Genomic DNA, 18041 nt, shown 5'->3' on the forward strand with positions numbered 1-18041 from the left:
GGTCAGAACCTCTCCTTCTCGAACGTGCGGAGCAGGTCGGCGGCGACGCTCACCGCGATCGTCGCGGGTTCCTTGCCGGTGATGTCCGGCAGTCCGATCGGGGTCTTGATCCGGTCGATCGTGGCGTCGTCGTGACCGCCCTCGGTGGAGAGCCGTTTGCGGAACCGGGTCCACTTGGCCGCCGAGCCGATCAGGCCGATGGACCCGAGCTGAGGCGTCCGCAGTGCAGCGTCGCACAGGGCGGCGTCCTCGGCGTGGTCATGGGTCATGATCAGGACGTGGGTGCCGGCCGGCAGGTCCTCGAGGACCTCCTCGGGCAGCAGGGGCGTGTGGTGGACGTGCACCTGCGCCACCGCGTCCGACAGGACGTCCAGCCGCTCCTTGGTCAGGATGTCGGCGCGACTGTCGACCAGATGGAGGTCGAGGTCCATCCGCGCGAGGATGCGCGCCAGTTCGAGACCGACATGGCCCACACCGAAGATCGCCACCGCCCGTACGACCGGCAGCGGTTCGAGCAGCACCGAGACCGTACCGCCGCAGCACTGCACGCCGTGCCGGTTGGTGACCTTGTCGTTCAGCGCGAAGTCGATCAGCTCCGGCTCCGGTTCGGGCGCGGGGAGCGAGATCATCTGCCGGGCCCGGTCGATCGCCACGGCCTCGACGTTGCCGCCGCCGATCGAACCCCACGTCTCGGTCCGCCCCACGACGAGCTTCGCCCCGGCGTCCCGCGGGGCGTGGCCGCGCACGGTCGCGACGGTCACCAGCACGCCGGACTCCCGGCGCGCTCGCAGCCGCGCGACCGCGGCGACCCACGTCATGTCAGGCACCGCTCAGCACTTCGGCCCGGGAGACGGCACCCGCGCGAGCCGCCTCGATCGCCCAGTACACCGCCTCGGGAGTCGCGGGCGAGGCCAGCTCCACGGCGACCCCGGCCGGCCCGAACGCGGCGGCGGCCTGCCGCAGCGCCTCGCGGACCGAGAACGCCAGCATCAGCGGGGGCTCGCCCACCGCCTTGGAGCCGTAGACCGCGCCCTCCTCGGTGGCGTTCCGCAGCAGGGTCACATGGAACTCCTCGGGCATCTCCGAGAAGCTCGGCAGCTTGTACGTGCTCGCCGCCTGGGTCAGCAGCCGGCCGCGGTGCGGCCCGTCACCGGCGTCCCAGCGCAGGTCCTCCAGCGTCAGCCACCCCGCGCCCTGCACGAAGCCGCCCTCCACCTGACCGATGTCGATCATCGGGGACAGGCTGTCGCCGACGTCGTGCACGATGTCGACGCGCCGGATGCGGTACGCGCCCGTGAAACCGTCCACCTCCACCTCGGCCGCCGCCGCGCCGTACGAGAAGTACTTGAACGGCGAGCCCTTGAAGGCCTTCGCGTCCCAGTGCAGCCCCTCGGTCCGGTAGAAACCGGCCGCCGACAGCTGGACCCGCTGAAGGTACGCGGTGCGCACCAACTCGTCCCAGCCCAGCTCGCTCTCGCCACCCAGGACGCGTGCGACGCCTTCGACGATGCGGACGTCCGAGGCGTTCGCGCCCAGCTGGGTGGCGGCCACCCCCAGCAGCCGCTCGCGCAGCTGCTCGCAGGCGTTCTTCACCGCCGCGCCGTTGAGGTCGGTGCCCGCGCTGGCGGCGGTGGCGGAGGTGTTGGGCACCTTGTCGGTCCGCGTCGGGGCCAGCCGCACCTTGTGCAGCGGGATCCCCAGTGTGGTCGCCGCGACCTGCAGCATCTTCGTGTGCAGGCCCTGGCCCATCTCGGTGCCGCCGTGGTTGATCAGGACCGAGCCGTCCTTGTAGATCAGCACCAGCGCGCCGCCCTGGTTGAAGGCGGTGAGGTTGAAGGAGATGCCGAACTTGATGCCGGTGATCGCCAGCGCCCGCTTGGTGTGCGGGTGCGCCGCGTTGAACGCGGCGATCTCGCGCCTGCGGTCGGCGACGCCGCCGTTCTCCTCGACCTGGTGCCAGACGGTGGAGATCCGCTCCGCCTGGGTCACCGGCTGTCCGTACGGCGTCGACTGGCCGAGCCCCGGCCGGTAGAAGTTGCGCCTGCGCAGCTCCGCCGGGTCCAGGCCGAGCAGCGGCGCGCAGCGGCCCATGATGTCCTCGATCACCAGCATGCCCTGCGGTCCGCCGAAGCCGCGGAAGGCCGTGTTGGAGACCTTGTTGGTCTTGGCGATACGGCCGGTGACACGGGCGTTGGGGATCCAGTACGTGTTGTCGATGTGGCAGAGCGCCCGGGCCACCACCGGCTCCGACAGGTCGAGGCTCCAGCCGCCGTCCGCGGTCAGGGTGGCCTCCAGGGCCTGGATGCGGCCCTCCGCGTCGAATCCGATCTTCCACTCGGCGCGGAAGCCGTGCCGCTTGCCCGACATCGTGAGGTCCTGCGTCCGGTTGAGCCGCACCCGCACCGGCCGGCCGGTCAGCTTGGCGCCGAGCGCGGCGACGGCCGCGAAGCCGTGCGGCTGCATCTCCTTGCCGCCGAAGCCGCCGCCCATCCGCAGACACTGCACGGTGACCTCGTGGCTGTGCAGACCGAGGACGTGCGCGACGATCTCCTGCGTCTCCGAGGGGTGCTGGGTGCTGCTCTGGACGAACACCTGCTCGGCCTCGTCGATGTGGGCCAGCGCGGCGTGCGTCTCCAGATAGAAGTGCTCCTGGTCGGAGAACTGGAACGCGCCGGTGAAGACGTGCGCGGACTCGGCGAAGCCCGCCTCGACGTCACCGGTCACCATGGTGGGCCGGGCACCGTGGAAGCTCCCGGCGGCGATGGCCTCCTCCAGCGTGATCACGGACGGCTTCTCGCCGAGCTCCACCTCGACGGCCGCCGCGCCCAGCCGGGCCGCCTCCAGGGTCTCGGCCAGCACCCAGGCGACCGCGTGGCCGTGGAACATGACCTCGTCGGGGAAGAGCGGTTCGTCGTGCTTCATCCCGGCGTCGTTGACCCCCGGCACATCGGCGCCGGTCAGCACGCGGACCACGCCGGGCACGTCGAGCGCGGGGGCCGTGCGCAGCGCGGTGATCCTGCCGTGGGCCTTCATCACCTGGACCGGGTGCGCGTGCAGCACGTCCTTGGTCCGGTGGACCAGGTCGTCGGTGTAGAGCGCGGCGCCGGTGACGTGCAGGGCGGCACTCTCGTGCGGCATCGAGACCCCGACGACCGGCTTCTCGGGGCGAGCGGACAGCTGGCTCATGACGACACCGCCTCGGTGTTGCGCGCGTACAGTTTCAGCAGGCTCTGGCCGAGCATCGCGGAGCGGTAACCGGCGCTGGCGCGATGGTCGTTCATCGGCGTCCCCGCGGCCCGCAGCTCCCGGGCCGCGGCCTCGACGGTCTCCGCCGTCCACGCCCGGCCCTCCAGGGCCTCCTCGGCGGCGAGGGCGCGGATCGGGGTGGCGGCCACACCGCCCAGACCGATCCGGGCCTTGCGGACGACCCCGTCCTCGACGGCGAGCGCGAAGGCGACCGCGACACTGGAGATGTCGTCGAAGCGCCGCTTGGCGATCTTGTGGAAGGCCACCACGGGCGACAGCGGCACAGGGACGCGCACCGCGCGGATCAGTTCGCCCGGGCGGCGCGCACTCTGCCGGTAGCCGGTGAAGTACTCCGCGAGCGGGACCTCGCGCTCACCGTCGGCGTCCGCGAGCACCACCGTCGCCTCCAGCGCGAGCAGCACGGGCGGGCTGTCCCCGATGGGGGAGCCGGTACCGAGGTTTCCGCCCAGGGTCGCGCCGTTGCGAATGAGCCGGGACGCGAACTGCGGGAACAGCTCCGCGAGCAGTGGCACCTGGCCGTCGAGGCGGCGCTCGATCTCGCTGAGCGTCAGCGCGGCCCCGATCTCGATGTGGTCGGACGCGACACGCAGCTCCCGCAGTTCGGGCAACCGGTCGATCGCGACCACGCAATCGGCGCGCCGGGAGCGGATGTTCACCTCCACGCCCCAGTCCGTGGAGCCCGCGACCACCACCGCGTCGGGCCGCTCGCGAAGGAACCCCAGCGTCTCGGCGAGGGTCTCCTTCCGCAGGAAGGTGCTGCCGTCCCGGGTGTACGCGGTGGCGGTCGGCGCGGGCGGCGACTGGTCGCGCCGCCGTGCGAGCGGGTCCTCGTCGGTGGGCTCACCGACGGCGAACGCGGCATCGCGAATCGGGCGGTAGCCGGTGCAGCGGCACAGGTTGCCGCTCAGCGCGTGCAGATCGAAGCCGTTCGGGCCGTGCTGGTGGTCGGTGCCGCCGGCCGGCGGGGAGCCCGCGTCGGACTCGGGCCCCGCGTGCGCGCAGCGGTCGGGGCGGTAGTACTCGGCGGCCATGCTGCAGATGAACCCCGGTGTGCAGTAACCGCATTGGGAGCCGCCGCGGACCGCCATCTCCTCCTGCACCGGGTGCAGGGTGGGCGGTGTGCCGGGCGCGCCGGGGGTGGCGAGACCCTCGGAGGTGACGATCTCCTGGCCGTCGAGCGCCGCGGCCGGGACCAGGCAGGCGTTGACGGCCACCCAGTCGGTGGGCCTGTTCACCCCGGGACGTGCCACCAGGACCGAGCAGGCCCCGCACTCACCCTCGGCGCAGCCCTCCTTCGTGCCGGTGAGGCCGCGCTCGCGCAGGAAGTCGAGCACGGTGGTGTGGGGCGCGGACGGGGCGACCGGCGTGTCGCTCCCGTTGACGGTGATCCGCGGCCCGTCGGAGGCCGATTCCATGACAGACCTTCGATTCGGCGCGTGAGCGGTCGATTCAACAGTATTCGCCAATTTCAGGCAGCTTTCTGTGTTCGGCGGCGCCACGTGTCAGGGACGGGCGCGCGAAGCTGCACGCGACAGCGGCGTGCGGGGAGGCGGGGGTGGTGCGGGGAAGCCGGGAACGCGCCGTCGAAGGGCGCGTCGCAACGGCTTCGGGGGCCGGCGTGTCAGCAGCCGTGCGCGATACGACCCGGAGCCCAGGCCGTGATGTGGGCGAGGCGCGTCAGATCGGAGCGGGTGTTCATCCGTCGGTCGCCTCCTCTCGGTCGTTCGGGCCGATGGACCGATGTGTGACCGCAAGGTAGTTGCTGATGCCACGGAGGTCAAGGAGCGGTGGCTCGGCGCAGGGTACGGATGGCCGGCACGGCGAGCAGGACCACACAGCCGGCCAGGCAGACGCCCGCGGAGACCAGGAGGAGCCGCGCCGGGGAGGTCAGGGCGAGGGCCGGCCCCGCCAGGATCTGGCCGAGCGCGATACCGGAGACCGAGCCGGCGAGCTCGTAGGCGGAGACCCGGTTGAGGACCGCGGGCGGCGTGTGCGTCTGCACGCTGGTGGCCCACATCACCGACCAGAACGCCAGGGCGCCGCCGCCGACGACATGGCCGGCCAGGAGCACCGGCAGACCGGCGCCGAGCGCCAGACAGAGGGGGAGTACGGAGTACAGCGCCATCGCCAGGGCGCCCGCGGCCAGCGGCCGGGCCGGGCGGAGGCGCAGGGCGAGCAGCCCGCCGAGCACCGTACCGGCGCCGAGGAAGGAGACCGCCAGACCGTACGCGTTCGGCCCGAGACGCTCACCGACCAGCGCCGAACCGAGCGGGACCAGCGGGCCGAAGAGCAGCACTCCGAAGACCATCCAGACGAGGATGACGGCCCAGAGCCAGGTGCGCGCGCGGAACTCCCGCCAGCCCTGGCGGAGGTCCCGGCGCAGTGAACCGCGCGTGCGGCCGCGGGAGTCGGCGTCGGCGATCCGGGCGAACCGCAGCATCGCCAGGCACAGCGCGCTGAGCAGGAAGGTGCCCGCGTCGATCGCGTACACCGTTCCCGCCCCGGCCAGGGCGATCAGGAGCCCCGCGAGGGCCGGGCCGAGCAGGTGGGCCAGCGCGTCGGCCACCTTGAGCGTGGCGTTGGCCCGTTGCGGCTCGGCGGCGACCAGCGGGACCATCCCGTTCGCCCCCGGCAGGAACATCGCGACGGCCGCGCCGGCCAGGGCCGCCATGGCCAGCAGGAGCCAGAACGGCGGGGTCCCGGCGAAGAAGGCGGCGGCCAGCACACCCTGGGTGAGCACCCGGGCGAGGTCCGCGCCGACCATCATCCGGCGCGCCCCGAACCGGTCGGCGAACACGCCGCCGAACAGCACCAGGACGACGAACGTCCCGGTCCAGGTGCCGAGGACGTAGCCGACCCCGGAGATCCCGTACAGCGCGCCGACGGCCAGGGCGGAGGCCACCGGCATCATCGCGTCGCCCAGGAGCGAGATCGTGCGGGCGGTGAAGAAGAGCGCGAAACGGCGGTCCCACAACGGGCGGCGCGCGGGCGGCCCGGTGGTCGGCGCGGCCTCACGGGCCTGGGCGGTCGGGGTCTGTCGGGGCGTCTGCGGGCTGGTCACGATCCGATGATGGTTTAGACCAATCGCCCGTCCCCAGTGTCCTGAACGACATGATGGGGTACTTTCGCGCCATGACGCCTCGTCCGCTGCCGAACTCCCCGGCTCCGCACCGGGTGGTGGCCCTCCTGGCGCCCCCGCAGGCCACGTTCCCGCTGGCCTGCGCCACCGAGGTGTTCGGCGACCACGGCCCGGCGATCCCCTCGCACTACGCCTTCGAGGTGTGCACCGAACACCCCGGTCCGGTGCCCACGCAGGCCGGCTACGACCTGCTCGTCACGGCGGGCCTCGACGCGCTGGAGCGCGCGGACACCGTGCTCGTCCCCGGCTGGGCGGAGCCCGCGGGCACGGAGGTGTCGCCGGCCGTGGTCGCGGCGGTCCGGGCGGCGCACCGCCGCGGCGCGCGGGTCGTCGGCATCTGCGCGGGCGCCTTCGTGCTCGCCGCCGCCGGTCTCCTCGACGGCCGAAGGGCCGCCACCCACTGGGCGCGAGCCGCCGAACTGGCCGGCAGGTTCCCGCAGGTGACGGTCGACCCCGCGGTGCTCTACGTGGACCACGGCGACGTCGCCACCAGCGCCGGCGCGGCGGCCGGCGCCGACCTCTGCCTGCACCTCGTGAGCTCCGACCGGGGCGCCGCCTACGCGATGCGGATCGCCCGCCAGATGGTGATGCCGCCGCACCGCGAGGGCTGCCAGCTGCAGTACGCCGAACTGCCCACTACAGGACCGGTCGCCGACTCGCTGGCCCCGCTCCTGGAGTGGCTGTCCGGGCGACTGGACCAGCCGGTCAGCGTCGCCGAGATGGCGGACCGCGCTCAGGTCTCGACGCGCACCCTCACCCGGCGCTTCACCGGTCAACTGGGCATCAGCCCGGGACGCTGGCTCCTCGACCGGCGGATCGCCGCCACGCGCGCCCTCCTTGAGGAGACCGACCTGCCGGTGGAGACCATCGCGCACCGGGTCGGCCTCTCCTCGGCCGTCAATCTGCGCCGACGCTTCCACGAGGCGCTGCGGACCACGCCCGCCGCCTATCGCCGCGCCTTCCGCGCGGACACCACGAGCTAGGGGCTGTTCACGGGATCAGACGCCGCCCATGGAGGTGGCGTACGCCGTCTCCCTGACCTCCGACTCCGGGTGGCGGCGCAGTTCGACGACGGCGGCGCGGCAGACGTCGGGCCATTTCTGCCGTGCGCCGACGGCGGTCGCGAGGCCGACGGCGATCAGACCCGCCACGAGGCCGCCCTCGGCGCCCAGCGAGCGGACCGCGGCCAGCGCGGCCGTCGGGTCGGTGAGCGGCTCACCGTACTGATGGACTTCCTCCACCTCCTCCGCCATCCGCGTCGCGAGGACGGGACGCCCCTCGATCGCGTCGGTCAACTCTCTGATTGAGAGCAGGAGTTCGGGCTCGGAAGCCTTCAGGTCGATGGCCCGCACGAGGAGGGACGTGCGGGTGGCGATCACCGCGGGCTCGACGGCCAGCCGCCGGGCCAGGGCCGCGCACATCCCGTGGTCGCGGAGCGACGAGCCGATGAGGGAGTGCAGCCGCCGGCGCGCCGGAAGGTCCCCCGCATGCCCTCGGCCGCCCTCCGGTTCGCCGGCCGTGATCAGGGCCAGGAGCCGGTCCACGACACCGGCCAGGAGGCTGCCGGGCCGCACGCCGCCGACCGGGTGCGGCAGTTCGGACTGGGCCAGCTCCGTCAGCCCGTAGCTCACCCGCCAGACGCTCAAGCCGGTGCCGGGGTCGGTGTAGACGTCCGCGAGGGCCGCACCGGCCGCGGGGGAGTACGGCACCCAGTCGCGGAGGACGAACAGGGCCCGGTCCGCGGCATCCTCCTCGGCGACGAACGGCAGCCGGGCGACCAGCTCCCCGTACCGCGCACGGTGGGCCGGGGCCAGATCCCCCGGGTTCACGTCCAGGAGCGAGCGACGGGCGGCACTCGGACCGTAGACCGCCGCCGACTCCAGCAGAGCCCACATCTCCTCGGCCGGCAGCAGTGTCGTGGCCAGACCGACGACAGTGGCCTGCACGTCCGGGTGGATGCCCGGGGCGCGGCCCACGGTGGACAGGAGCGCGGTGGCGACGCCCGCGGGCAGGTGCCGTGCGGCGAGCCGGGCGGCCGCCTTCCGTACGGTGACCTTCACCCCGCTCTCCCGGGTCAGGACGTCGTGGACCAGGGCCGCGACCTGGCTGGGCCGGGCGTGGGCGGCGGCGCGGCCTGCCGCGGACCAGGCGGCAGCCGCCCGGTCGTCGCCGGAGTGGTCGAGCAGGGCGCGCAGGGCGGAGGCCGGGTCGTCGGTGTGGGCGGCCGCGTCCAGGGCCGCGGCCGTCAGCGCGGGCTCGGCGGGTTCGGCCGCGGTCGCGTACCGCTGGAGCAGGGCCCGTCCGTGCTCGGGGACCGGAGCCACCGCACGGAGCAGCGCCCCCCGTTCGTCGAGACCCCGGCCGGGATCGTCGACGCATGACGAGGCCAGCAGGACCGCGGCCCGCTGCTGCCGGGGCAGCCATCTGTCGGCGTAACGGAAGGGCGGCAGCGGCCGGGGAGACCCGGCCACCGGGAACCGGCCGCCCGGGAGCGGGCTCTCGGTCAGCGCTCGGTCCAGCAGGTCGGTGCGTTCCGCGGCGAGGACGGTGAGCACCGGCGGCAGATGGACCGCGGAGGGCTCCCGCGCCACCAGCTCGGCGGCGCGGTCGCCGCGCGTCGCGGGATCGGCCAGCCAGGCCGCGGCGACCTCGCCGAACACCCCGTCGGGGCAGCTGCGCAGGGCATGGTCGAGACGGTCCCGGAGCTCGGGGATCCGGCTCGCGCGGTGGCCCCAGAACCTGACCAGCGCGAGCAGGGGGACGGCATCCCCCCGGGCGGCGGCCCGGTCGAGCCAGGGGCCGAGTGCGTCGAGCACGGCGCTCGTCGCGCCGCCGCGCGGCAGGCCGGCCGGAGGGCCGAAGGCGACCGCGCCGGTGTGCGCGGTCAGCGCCTCGAGGAGGCGTACGGCGGTCCGTACGGCGGTCCGTACGGCGGTCCGTACGGTGGTCCGTGCGGAGGTGTCACCGCCGTCATGGGCGCCGAGCAGGGAGACGGCCAGCGTCCGGATCGTGTCCCGGGTGCCGGAGGAGCAGTCCCGGGCCCGCAGGGCGTCCAGGCACAGCCGCTCCAGGGACTCCGCCCCGGTGGAGCCCCCGGCGGACCCGCCCGCCGCCAGGGACGGCACGACGAGAGACGGCGGCAGCTCGGCGAAGGCGGTCAGGGCCTCCCAGCGAACGAGGTCGCGCTCGTTCGTCAGCCGGCCGGCGGCCAGCGCGAGGAACTCCGCGACCTGTTCGGGATCACGGGCGTTGCCCACGTTGCCGGCCAGGTGGTACCAGAGCGTCCCGCGGTCCTCGGCGTCACCGGTGCGGAGAGCCGCCAGAAGTTCGGGGCGGGCTTCGGCGGGCGGCAGGAGAGCGAGCAGGGCCCAGAGATCCCAGCTCGAACCCCGTTCGGCGCGGAGCGCGTCGATCGCTCCACGGGCCCTGCGATGCCGCTCGGCTGTCGGCAGCTGGGCGAGCACCCCCGCGTGCGCGCGGACGTTCAGGCGGGGATCACCCACGGCGACCACGGCGTCCACGAAAGCGGCCCGGCGGGCCGGTGGCACCGACCGCAACAGGACGCCGAAGGCTCCACGGTGGAACCACCGTGCTCCGAGGCGGGGCAGGGAGTGCGGATCCGCCGCCGCCAACTGCCGCATGACCGAAGCGCCGGGTGTCCGCTCCCACCGCGCGGCGGCCCGGCTCGGGTCGGCGAGCCAGCGCGTCACGCGCTCGGCGTCCGCCGCGACGAGGTCGCCCAACCGGTCCTGGACCGGACCGGGCAGGTTGTCGGGGCCGAAACGTTCCAGCAGGTCCAGTACACGGCCCGGCGCGGCGGGCAGCGCGGCGGCGATTCCGGTGGAGTGCTGCCGCCACCAGCGGTCGCGCGAGCGCTGGGGGAGGTCGCCGAGTTCCCGCTCCGCGTGGTCGAGGACGGCGACGGGATGACGGACGGCCAGGATGCTCCAGTCCTCGAACGCGAGCGCCCCGGCCAGTTCGGGCAGCAGTCGCGCGGTGAACTCGGGCGAGCAGCCCGGCAGCAGGCGGGCCGCGTCCCGTTCGCCGAACTCGGTACGGACCCGGGGTACCAGCCGCTCGGCGAGCTCCGGCCGCCGGCCGTCGCGCAGCAGCCGGGCGAGGTCGGCGCGGACCACGGCGGGCGCGTCGTCGTACGCGGCCTCGACGGCCGCGTCCGGGACGGCGGCGTCCGGGACGGGTGTCCGCCGCGCGCCGCGCAGCGCGTACCGGCGGACCACCGGGTCGGGGTCGCCCAACCGGGCCGCGAGGTGCCCGAACTCCCCGGCGGCCAGCGCGGCGAGGGCGGCGAGCCGCCGCTCGTACGGTCCGAGCCCGTCCAGTGCGGCGAGCAGCGGCTGGAGCGCGCCTCGGTCGGCGAGTCGACGGGCGGTGACGGCGGTGTACCGGAGCCGAGCGGCGTGCGGCAGGGGATCGAGTACGACGAGCAGCTCGTCGGCGGTGGAGATCATCGCGGGCATTGTGCCTGACGGCACGGACGCTGCCCCACCGAATATCCGAACATCCGGTGTTCTCGGCGGCTTTGGGAACCGACGAGAACACCGGACGAGAACAGCGGACGAGAACGCCGGACAAGAACACCGGACGAGAGCACCGGCCCGCAGGGCACCCCGGCGGGCTGTGGCGGGGTCAGGCTCAGGCGGGTCGGCTCGGGGATGGCGCGGGCGCGGTCCGGCCGCCGCGGCCCACGAGGGCGAGGAGCGCGCCCGCCGCCAGGAGGGCGGCGAGGGCGGCGTACCCGTAGGTGAGACCGGCGACGGTGGCGACCGCCGCGACGAGCAGCGGTCCGCCCGCGTCGCCCAGTTCGCGGCCCAGTTCGGCCGATCCCATGGTCTGGCCCATACGTTCCTCCGGGGTCGCGGCGGCCAGGGCCGCGAAGCCGAGCGGGGTGATCAGACCGGTGCCGGTGCCGATGAGAGCGGAGGCGATCAGGACGCCGGCGAGGCCGGGCAGCATCGCGGCCGCGAGTCCCGCCGCCGTGACGAGGAGTCCGGTGAGCAGACCGGTACGGGTGCTCAGACGACCGCTGTCGAGCGCGCGGCCGGCCTTGGGCTGCACGACGGCGGCGGTCGCGGCCAGCACGGAGACCGCGGCTCCGGTCGCGACGGTGCCGAGTCCGGCCGCGGCGCCCGAGACCGGCAGGAAGCCGACGCCGACGGAGAGCGCGGCGGTGGCGGCGGCGAGGCAGGCGGTGGGCGCCAGGAAGGAACGGTCCGTCAGCCGCCGCGCGAGGTCGGCCACGGTCTGGCGCTTGCGCGGCAACGGCGGCACGACGGGCACGGCGAGCGCCGCCCACAGGGCCACACCGGCCGCGCACACGGCCATCACCGTGAACAGCAGGCGCAGGCCGCCGGCCCAGACCAGGACGCCGCCGAGGAGCGGGCCGAGGGTGTAGCCGATGGACTTGTAGAAACCGTAGGAGCCGAAGGCGCGCCCGCGCTTGGCGGCCGGGTTGAGGCGGGCGACCATGGCCGAGGCGGACGGGGAGAACGCCGAGGCCGCGGCGCCCTGTCCGAGGCGGGCCGCCCACAGCCAGCCGGGGCTGTCGGCGATCGCGTACAGCGCCGAGGCCGCGGCGAAGGCGATCAGCCCGCCGAGGAGCACGGGCTTGCCGCCGATCCGGTCGGCGAGTGAGCCGAAGACGGGCTTGAGGAGCACCTCGGCGCCGTCGTAGAGGGCGAGCAGGCCGCCCAGGACGAGGAGGGAGGTGACGGCGTCCTCGGAGAAGCCGCCGAGGTTCGCGGCGATGCCGTGCGCGCCGAACGCCGTGGTGAAACCTGCCGCGTACAGCGGCCACATGGCCCTGCGGGGAGCGGCCGCCACGGGTTGCTGGGTCATGCGGTGTCCTCGTCGGTGGTGTGGAGCGCGGCGAAGACGCGCTCGGCGTAGTCCTCGCACACGGCCACGCACTGCTTGATGCCCCGAGGGAGGGGCCGGGACACGTGAGCCCGCACCGGTCAATGGTGCGGGCTCTCGGTCCGGGGGAGGGGCGCGGTGGCTACGCGTCCCCGGCGGCCCGGGGGGTGAGGGTGATGGCTTCGGCGGGGCAGAGGCCGACGGCCATCCGGGCGGCGGCCTGTTGCGCGGGGGCCGGCTCCGGGTGGAGAAGGACCACCAGGCCTTCCTCGTCGTCCTGGTCGAAGACGTCGGGCGCGGTCAGGGCGCACATTCCGGCGCCGGCGCACCGGTCGCGGTCGACGCTGAGGCGCAGCGCCTCTCGGGGGTCGCTCATGGGGCTACTCCTTGTCCCAGGTGACGGGCAGGCTGACGACACCGTAGATGTTGGAGCGGTCGCGCAGGGGCACCTCCTCCGGCGGCACGGCGAGGCGCAGGGTGGGGAAACGGGCGAGGAGCGCCGGGAACGCCACCGTCATCTCGACACGGGCCAGCTGCTGACCCAGGCACTGGTGGGCGCCATGGCCGAAGGACAGGTGGCCGGTGGCCTTGCGGTGGATGTCGAGCCGGTCGGGCTCGGGGAACCTGTGCGGGTCGCGGTTGGTGCCCTGGACGGAGATGGTCACCGTCTCGCCCGCCCTGATGAGCTCGCCCGCCACCTCGACGTCCTCCAGGGCGGAGCGCGGCAGCGGGTCGGCCACGCTGAGGTAGCGCAGCAGCTCCTCCACGGCCTGCTCGGCGAGGCCCGGGTCCTCGCGCAGCGCCGCGAGCTGGTCCGGGTTGCTGAGCAGGGCGAAGGTGCCGAGGCCCAGCATGTTCGCGGTGGTGTCGAGCCCGGCGGCGAGCAGCAGCCCGCCGATTCCGGCCAGTTCCTCGTCGGTGAGGTCGGACGTGGTGAGATCGCTCAGCAGGTCGTCGGTGGGTTCGGCGCGCTTGGCGACGACCAGTTCGTTGAGGTACTGGAGCAGCGCCATGTACGCCTCGCCCATGGCCTCGGGACCCGCCGTCTGGTCGAAGATCGTCGCCACATGGCCCTGGAAACGTTCCCGGTCGGCGTACGGCACGCCGAGCAGCTCGCAGATCATGAGCGCGGGCACGGGGTGCGCGAACGCCTCGACCAGATCGACCCCGGGGCCTGCCTGTTCCATGGCGTCGAGTCGCTCGGCGGTGAACTGCTCCACGCGCCCGGTGAGTTGGCGCATCCTGCGGACGGTGAACTTCCCGGTCAGGAGCCGCCGGTAGCGGGTGTGCTCCGGGGCGTCGAGGCCGACGATGTCGCCGACCTGCGCCGGGGGCAGCTGTTCCGGCGCGCCCTCCATCGGTATCGGCATGTGCATGAGCTCGTACCGCGAGCTGAAGCGCGGGTCGGCCAGGATCGCGCGGGCCGCGGTGTGACCGGTGACGAGCCAGCCGATGTGTCCGTCCGCGTACCGCATGCGGCGGATCGGCCGGTCGCTCAGGGCGGTGAGTTCGGCCGGCGGGTCGAAGGGACAGCCGGAGCGTCGGTCGGTGGGCAGGGTGGGCAGTTCGTCAGCGGTCGGGTCGTTCGGAGTCGGGTCGTTCGGGGTCGGGTCGTTCGACATGGGTCCTCCTGCGATCGTCGGACGTGCTGGGACGGTGGTCGTACGTGAAGTGGGCTGAGGGAACGCGTGGTCAGCGCTTGCCGCCGGTCCTGAAGGCGCGGCGCGCCCACAGGTAGCCGACCAGGGAAAGGCCCAGCGTCCAGGCGAGGCCGATGACCGCGCTGGAGCCGATCTCGGTACCGAGCCACAGTCCGCGCAGGGTCTCGATGATCGGGGTGAAGGGCTGGTACTCGGCGAACCAGCGCAGGCCGGTGGGCATCGAGTCGGTCGGCACGATGGCGCTGCCGATGAAGGGCAGGAACGTCAGCGGCATCGGGATGTTGCTCGCGCTCTCCACGGTCTTGGCGACCAGGCCGATGCCGGCGGAGAGCCAGGTGAGGGCGAGCGTGAGCAGGGTCAGCAGACCGGCGGCGGCGATCCACTCGACGAAGGTCGCGTCGGGGCGGAAGCCCAGCAGAAGTGCGACGCCGATGACGAGCACGATGCCGGCCATCGTCTGGATCACGCTGCCCACGACATGGCCGGTCAGGAAGGAGGCGTGCGAGATCGGCATCGTACGGAAGCGGTTGACGATGCCCTCGGTCTTGTCGACGCACACGCTGATCGCCGTGGTCAGGGCGCCGGACGTGGCGGCCATCAGGATGATGCCGGGCGCCAGGTAGTCGATGTACTCCCCGCTGCCGGTGGGCAGGGCGCTGATGCCGGCGCCGAGGGCGCTGCCGAAGGCGTAGTTGAAGAGCAGCAGCATCATGATCGGCATGAAGGCGACCATGAGGGTCAGCGACGGGTAGCGCATCGCCTTCTTGAGGTTCCGCCGCAGCATCGTCCTGGCGTCCCTGGCGGCGTAGGACATGGTGGCCATCAGACGGTCTCCTCGGTCGATGCGGTGGTGGCTCCGGTGGCGGCGGCGCCGGTGTCGGCCGGGCGGGGCCGGCCGGTGAGGGTCAGGAAAACGTCGTCGAGGTCCGGGGTGTGGACGGTGAGCGACTGGGCTTCGACGGCGGTGGCCTCCATGGTGTCCAGGACGGCGCGCAGGTTCGGGATGGAGCCGTCGCTGGGGATCTGGAGCGTCAGGGACTCGTCGTCGCGGGTCGCGACGGAGAAGATCCGGGCGGCGGTGTCGAGGCTCTGGGCGTCGGCGAACCGCACCTTGATGTGGCCGCCGGGGATGAGCTGCTTCAGTTCGTCGGGCGTACCCTCGGCGATCAACCTGCCGTGGTCCAACACCGCTATGCGGTCGGCGAGTTGGTCAGCCTCTTCGAGGTACTGGGTGGTCAGGAAGATCGTCACGCCCTCGTCGGCGACGAGACCGCGGATGATCTCCCACATGGTGCGTCGGCTGCGTGGGTCGAGGCCGGTGGTGGGCTCGTCGAGGAAGATGATCCGCGGGTCGCCGACCAGGGTCATCGCCAGGTCCAGCTTGCGCCGCATCCCTCCGGAGAAGGTGACGGTGGTCTTGCCCGCCACGTCGGAGAGGTCGAATCGGCGCAGGAGGTCCTTGGCCCTGAACTTGCCCTCGCGGCGGTCGAGATGGTGCAGGTCCGCCATGAGGAGCAGGTTCTCCTCCGCGGTCAGCAGGTTGTCCACGGCCGAGAACTGGCCGGTGACCCCGATCGCGGAGCGCACCGCGTCGGCGGCCCGGGTCAGATGGCGGCCCGCGACCCAGGCCTCGCCCGCGTCCGCGTCGATGAGCGTGGAGAGGATCTCCACCGTGGTGGTCTTGCCGGCGCCGTTCGGCCCGAGCAGGGCGAACACGGTGCCTTCGGCGATGTTCAGGTCGATGCCGTCGAGCACGACCTTGTCGCCGTAAGACTTGCGCAGCCCGGCGACGGTGATCGCCGCCTCCGCCGTGTGCGTGGCGAGGGGCGCGGATGTCCGGGTGGTCGTCATACCGCTTCCTTTCGGGGGGCGCCTTTCGAGGGCGAGGAGGTGGAAAGGTGGGCAAATGGGGAGGTGAGGAGGGTGAGGAGGGAGCAGGGGGGAGGCAGAAGGGAGGTGGAGAGGGAGCCGAGGGGGAGTCGGAAGGCGATCGACGGGGCTCAGGGGGAGTCGCTGGTGACTAGAAGAGGGCTAGGGAGTCCGTGGTGACTCGACCGGGCCCGGAGGTTCGTAGTGACTCGACTGGGCCCGGGGGTTCGTGGTGACTCGACGGGGCTCACGAGGCGCGCGGGGCGCGCGGGGAGTCGGTGGAGACTCGGGGGAGTCAGGCGGGGCTCGCGAGGGCTCAGGTGGCGCTCGGGAGGGTTTGCGAGGGCCTCTCGACCGGCTCAGGAGGGAATCGAGAGGGCCCGCGCGTGCCTCGGAAGCGGCTCGGAAGCGGCTAGGAAGGGGCTCGGAGTAGCGGCCCGGGGTGGTCGGACGGGCGTCCGGGGAGAACCGGCTGAGGGAGTGTCAGGGGCCGTCCCGGGGGAGGTGCGGGCGGGCGTACGTGGGTCAGGCGCGGGTGATGACGATGTCGCCGGCTCCGGTCCTGGCGTGCACCTCGACGGTCTCGTCGGAGGCGGCGGGGCCGGTCGCGGAGCCGAGAGCGTTGCGCACCGTCCCGTACTTCGGGGTCAGGTCGAGCCAGGCGGCGGTGCCCTCGTGGATGCCCACCTCCAGATCGCCGACGGTGGTGCGCAGGTCGATCCGGCCGCGCGTGACGTCGCCGACCCGGATGCCGCCGTTGGCGCAGGAGGCCTCGACGCCCGCGTGGGCGACGCCGATCTCGATCCGGCCGTTGGCGGACTTGGCGGCGGCGTTGCCGTGCACGACGCGCACGGAGATGTCACCGTTGGCCGCGCTCGTCTTGAGGTCGCCGGTGACCTCGCCGATGGACGTGGAGCCGTTGGCGTTCTTGACGCTCGCCGCGCCGGCGACCGTGTCGATCTCGATCCGGCCGGCGCCGACGACCTCGACGTTCCCGGTGGAGCGGGCCAGCCGGATGTGGCCGGTGTCGGTCCTCAGGTTGGCGGCCGCCACCTCGTCGAGCTGGAGGTCGCCGAGGCCCGTCTTGAGGACCGTCTCGCCGAGGCGGCCCTCGCAGTGGAAGCCGCCCATGCCCGTGGAGCCCCGGACGTCCGAACCGGCAGGCAGCTCGATGCTCACCTCGACGGCGCCGGGCTTCCCCCACGGGGAGCGCTTCTTGGGCGTCTTCACCGTCAGCCGGCCGCCCGAGAAGGTGACTTGGGTCTGCTGCACGGCGCGCACGTCGTTGTCCTCCGAGCCGTCGCGTGGCAGCACCTCGACGACCGTGTCCGTGCGCTTGCCCGCGGTGATCCGGGCGGTGCCGGCGTCCAGTTCGAGGACGACGGAGATCGGCTCGGGGGTCTCGTACGTAGGCATGACTGTTCCGTCCTCTTGGTTCGGGTGGGTGATCCCGCCGGTAGGGCGGGTGACGAGTGACGTCGGCGGGCCGGTGACCCGCCGGTGAAGTCGGCCGGGGGCCGGTAGGACCCCGGCGTCCTACCGGACCCAGCCGGTGAAGCCCCGGCCGCCCGAGTCCTTGCCGCGGCCCGGCGGGTTCGGGTGCTCCCGGCCGTCGAGGGCCGTGGACACGGCCCGCACCAGCCAGGCGTTCACCGACAGGCCCTCCGCCGCCGCCGCGCTCTCGGCGCGCGCCTTGAGGTGGGCCGGGAGACGGAAGTTGATCCGGGCCATGGCGCCGTCGTCGGCCTCCGGGCCCACCTGGAGGGGCGCGGACGCGGCGGGGGCCGTGACCGGTGCCTGACTCTCCTGGAACGGCTCGGGTGCGGGCGGCGGCGTCACGACGAACTCGGGGTCGAGTCCGCGCAGCCGTACGTCGACGGAGCCGGGTGCCAGCTCGCGGGTGACCTCACCCATGGCCGCGGACAGCGCGTTGAGCAGGGTCAGCCGCGTGGCGGACTCCAGGGGTGCGGTCAGCCGCTCGGCCAGGGCCCGGGCTTCTTCGCCGCCGGCGTCCGCCGCGATGGCGAGTTCGTGCCGGAGGTTGTCGACGTAGGGGGTGAGGTCCATGACGCCATGATGGCACACTCGTGGCGCTATGGCGAGCCATGCGGGTTTCTCTATGGCGCTCACCCGGCTGACCTGCTGTTTCTACGCTTCTCCGGTGCGGTTCGGGTGCGGCGGGGCCGGAGGGTGGCTTGCGGTGGCGGCGCGGTGATGTCATGGTGGCACCA

13 protein-coding genes are annotated in these 18041 nt (G+C 73.3%); 1 reads left to right on the forward strand and 12 read right to left on the reverse strand.

Going from position 1 to position 18041, the window contains the following annotated elements:
• Nucleotides 1-2 precede the first annotated feature (2 nt).
• The 4 genes from xdhC to ACF09C_RS27640 form a co-directional block, all read right to left on the reverse strand.
• The gene (gene xdhC, locus ACF09C_RS27625; protein ID WP_392095274.1) at nucleotides 3-818 is read right to left on the reverse strand and encodes a xanthine dehydrogenase accessory protein XdhC; all 816 of its coding nucleotides are present in this window, start codon (nucleotides 816-818) and stop codon (nucleotides 3-5) included.
• Nucleotide 819: 1 nt separating this feature from the next.
• The gene (gene xdhB, locus ACF09C_RS27630; RefSeq protein WP_392095276.1) at nucleotides 820-3186 is read right to left on the reverse strand and encodes a xanthine dehydrogenase molybdopterin binding subunit; all 2367 of its coding nucleotides are present in this window, start codon (nucleotides 3184-3186) and stop codon (nucleotides 820-822) included.
• Entirely contained in the window at nucleotides 3183-4682 is a 1500-nt protein-coding gene (locus ACF09C_RS27635) for a xanthine dehydrogenase small subunit (protein WP_392095278.1), read from the reverse strand. The genes xdhB and ACF09C_RS27635 overlap by 4 nt, the downstream gene beginning before the upstream one ends.
• Before the next feature lie 362 nt (nucleotides 4683-5044).
• On the reverse strand, nucleotides 5045-6328 hold the full coding sequence (locus ACF09C_RS27640) for an MFS transporter (RefSeq protein ID WP_392095280.1): 1284 nt from the start codon (nucleotides 6326-6328) through the stop codon (nucleotides 5045-5047).
• Between the two features lie 71 nt (nucleotides 6329-6399).
• Between ACF09C_RS27640 and ACF09C_RS27645 the strand changes: the two genes are divergently transcribed.
• Entirely contained in the window at nucleotides 6400-7389 is a 990-nt protein-coding gene (locus tag ACF09C_RS27645; RefSeq protein ID WP_392095282.1) for a GlxA family transcriptional regulator, read from the forward strand.
• A 15-nt stretch (nucleotides 7390-7404) separates the two neighbouring features.
• Here ACF09C_RS27645 and ACF09C_RS27650 read toward each other — a convergent pair whose 3' ends face one another.
• From ACF09C_RS27650 to ACF09C_RS27685, 8 genes are all read right to left on the reverse strand, one after another.
• Nucleotides 7405-10875: a hypothetical protein gene (locus ACF09C_RS27650; RefSeq protein WP_392095284.1), complete on the reverse strand. Its 3471-nt coding sequence runs from the start codon at nucleotides 10873-10875 to the stop codon at nucleotides 7405-7407.
• Between the two features lie 184 nt (nucleotides 10876-11059).
• A complete protein-coding gene (locus ACF09C_RS27655; protein ID WP_392095561.1) occupies nucleotides 11060-12223 on the reverse strand; it encodes an MFS transporter in 1164 nt (387 codons plus the stop codon).
• Nucleotides 12224-12422: 199 nt separating this feature from the next.
• Nucleotides 12423-12656 (reverse strand): ferredoxin, encoded by a 234-nt coding sequence (locus ACF09C_RS27660; RefSeq protein ID WP_392095285.1) that lies wholly within the window; start codon nucleotides 12654-12656, stop codon nucleotides 12423-12425.
• A gap of 4 nt (nucleotides 12657-12660) precedes the next feature.
• Nucleotides 12661-13902 carry a cytochrome P450 gene (locus ACF09C_RS27665; protein WP_392095286.1) on the reverse strand — a complete coding sequence of 414 codons (1242 nt, stop codon included), beginning with the start codon at nucleotides 13900-13902 and terminating at the stop codon, nucleotides 12661-12663.
• Between the two features lie 70 nt (nucleotides 13903-13972).
• Complete coding sequence (locus ACF09C_RS27670) at nucleotides 13973-14764, reverse strand: ABC transporter permease (protein ID WP_392095288.1); 792 nt, start codon at nucleotides 14762-14764, stop codon at nucleotides 13973-13975.
• Nucleotides 14764-15792 (reverse strand): ATP-binding cassette domain-containing protein, encoded by a 1029-nt coding sequence (locus tag ACF09C_RS27675; protein ID WP_392095290.1) that lies wholly within the window; start codon nucleotides 15790-15792, stop codon nucleotides 14764-14766. The genes ACF09C_RS27670 and ACF09C_RS27675 overlap by 1 nt, the downstream gene beginning before the upstream one ends.
• 543 nt (nucleotides 15793-16335) lie before the next feature.
• Entirely contained in the window at nucleotides 16336-17226 is an 891-nt protein-coding gene (locus ACF09C_RS27680) for a DUF4097 domain-containing protein (RefSeq protein ID WP_392095292.1), read from the reverse strand.
• Between the two features lie 120 nt (nucleotides 17227-17346).
• Nucleotides 17347-17877, reverse strand: coding sequence for a toxin-antitoxin system HicB family antitoxin (locus ACF09C_RS27685; protein WP_392095294.1), 531 nt, complete (start codon nucleotides 17875-17877; stop codon nucleotides 17347-17349).
• Between the last annotated feature and the right edge of the window lie 164 nt (nucleotides 17878-18041).

This window comes from Streptomyces sp. NPDC014870 (assembly GCF_043081505.1).
Taxonomy (GTDB): Bacteria; Actinomycetota; Actinomycetes; order Streptomycetales; family Streptomycetaceae; genus Streptomyces.

Coding starts and splice junctions, on each gene's coding strand:
- xdhB (WP_392095276.1), bottom strand. CDS start 3,186: ATGAGCCAGCTGTCCGCTCGCCCCGAGAAGCCGGTCGTCGGGGTCTCG.
- ACF09C_RS27685 (WP_392095294.1), bottom strand. CDS start 17,877: ATGGACCTCACCCCCTACGTCGACAACCTCCGGCACGAACTCGCCATC.
- ACF09C_RS27650 (WP_392095284.1), bottom strand. CDS start 10,875: ATGATCTCCACCGCCGACGAGCTGCTCGTCGTACTCGATCCCCTGCCG.
- ACF09C_RS27655 (WP_392095561.1), bottom strand. CDS start 12,223: ATGTGGCCGCTGTACGCGGCAGGTTTCACCACGGCGTTCGGCGCGCAC.
- xdhC (WP_392095274.1), bottom strand. CDS start 818: ATGACGTGGGTCGCCGCGGTCGCGCGGCTGCGAGCGCGCCGGGAGTCC.
- ACF09C_RS27675 (WP_392095290.1), bottom strand. CDS start 15,792: ATGACGACCACCCGGACATCCGCGCCCCTCGCCACGCACACGGCGGAG.
- ACF09C_RS27680 (WP_392095292.1), bottom strand. CDS start 17,226: ATGCCTACGTACGAGACCCCCGAGCCGATCTCCGTCGTCCTCGAACTG.
- ACF09C_RS27660 (WP_392095285.1), bottom strand. CDS start 12,656: ATGAGCGACCCCCGAGAGGCGCTGCGCCTCAGCGTCGACCGCGACCGG.
- ACF09C_RS27670 (WP_392095288.1), bottom strand. CDS start 14,764: ATGGCCACCATGTCCTACGCCGCCAGGGACGCCAGGACGATGCTGCGG.
- ACF09C_RS27665 (WP_392095286.1), bottom strand. CDS start 13,902: ATGTCGAACGACCCGACCCCGAACGACCCGACTCCGAACGACCCGACC.
- ACF09C_RS27635 (WP_392095278.1), bottom strand. CDS start 4,682: ATGGAATCGGCCTCCGACGGGCCGCGGATCACCGTCAACGGGAGCGAC.
- ACF09C_RS27645 (WP_392095282.1), top strand. CDS start 6,400: ATGACGCCTCGTCCGCTGCCGAACTCCCCGGCTCCGCACCGGGTGGTG.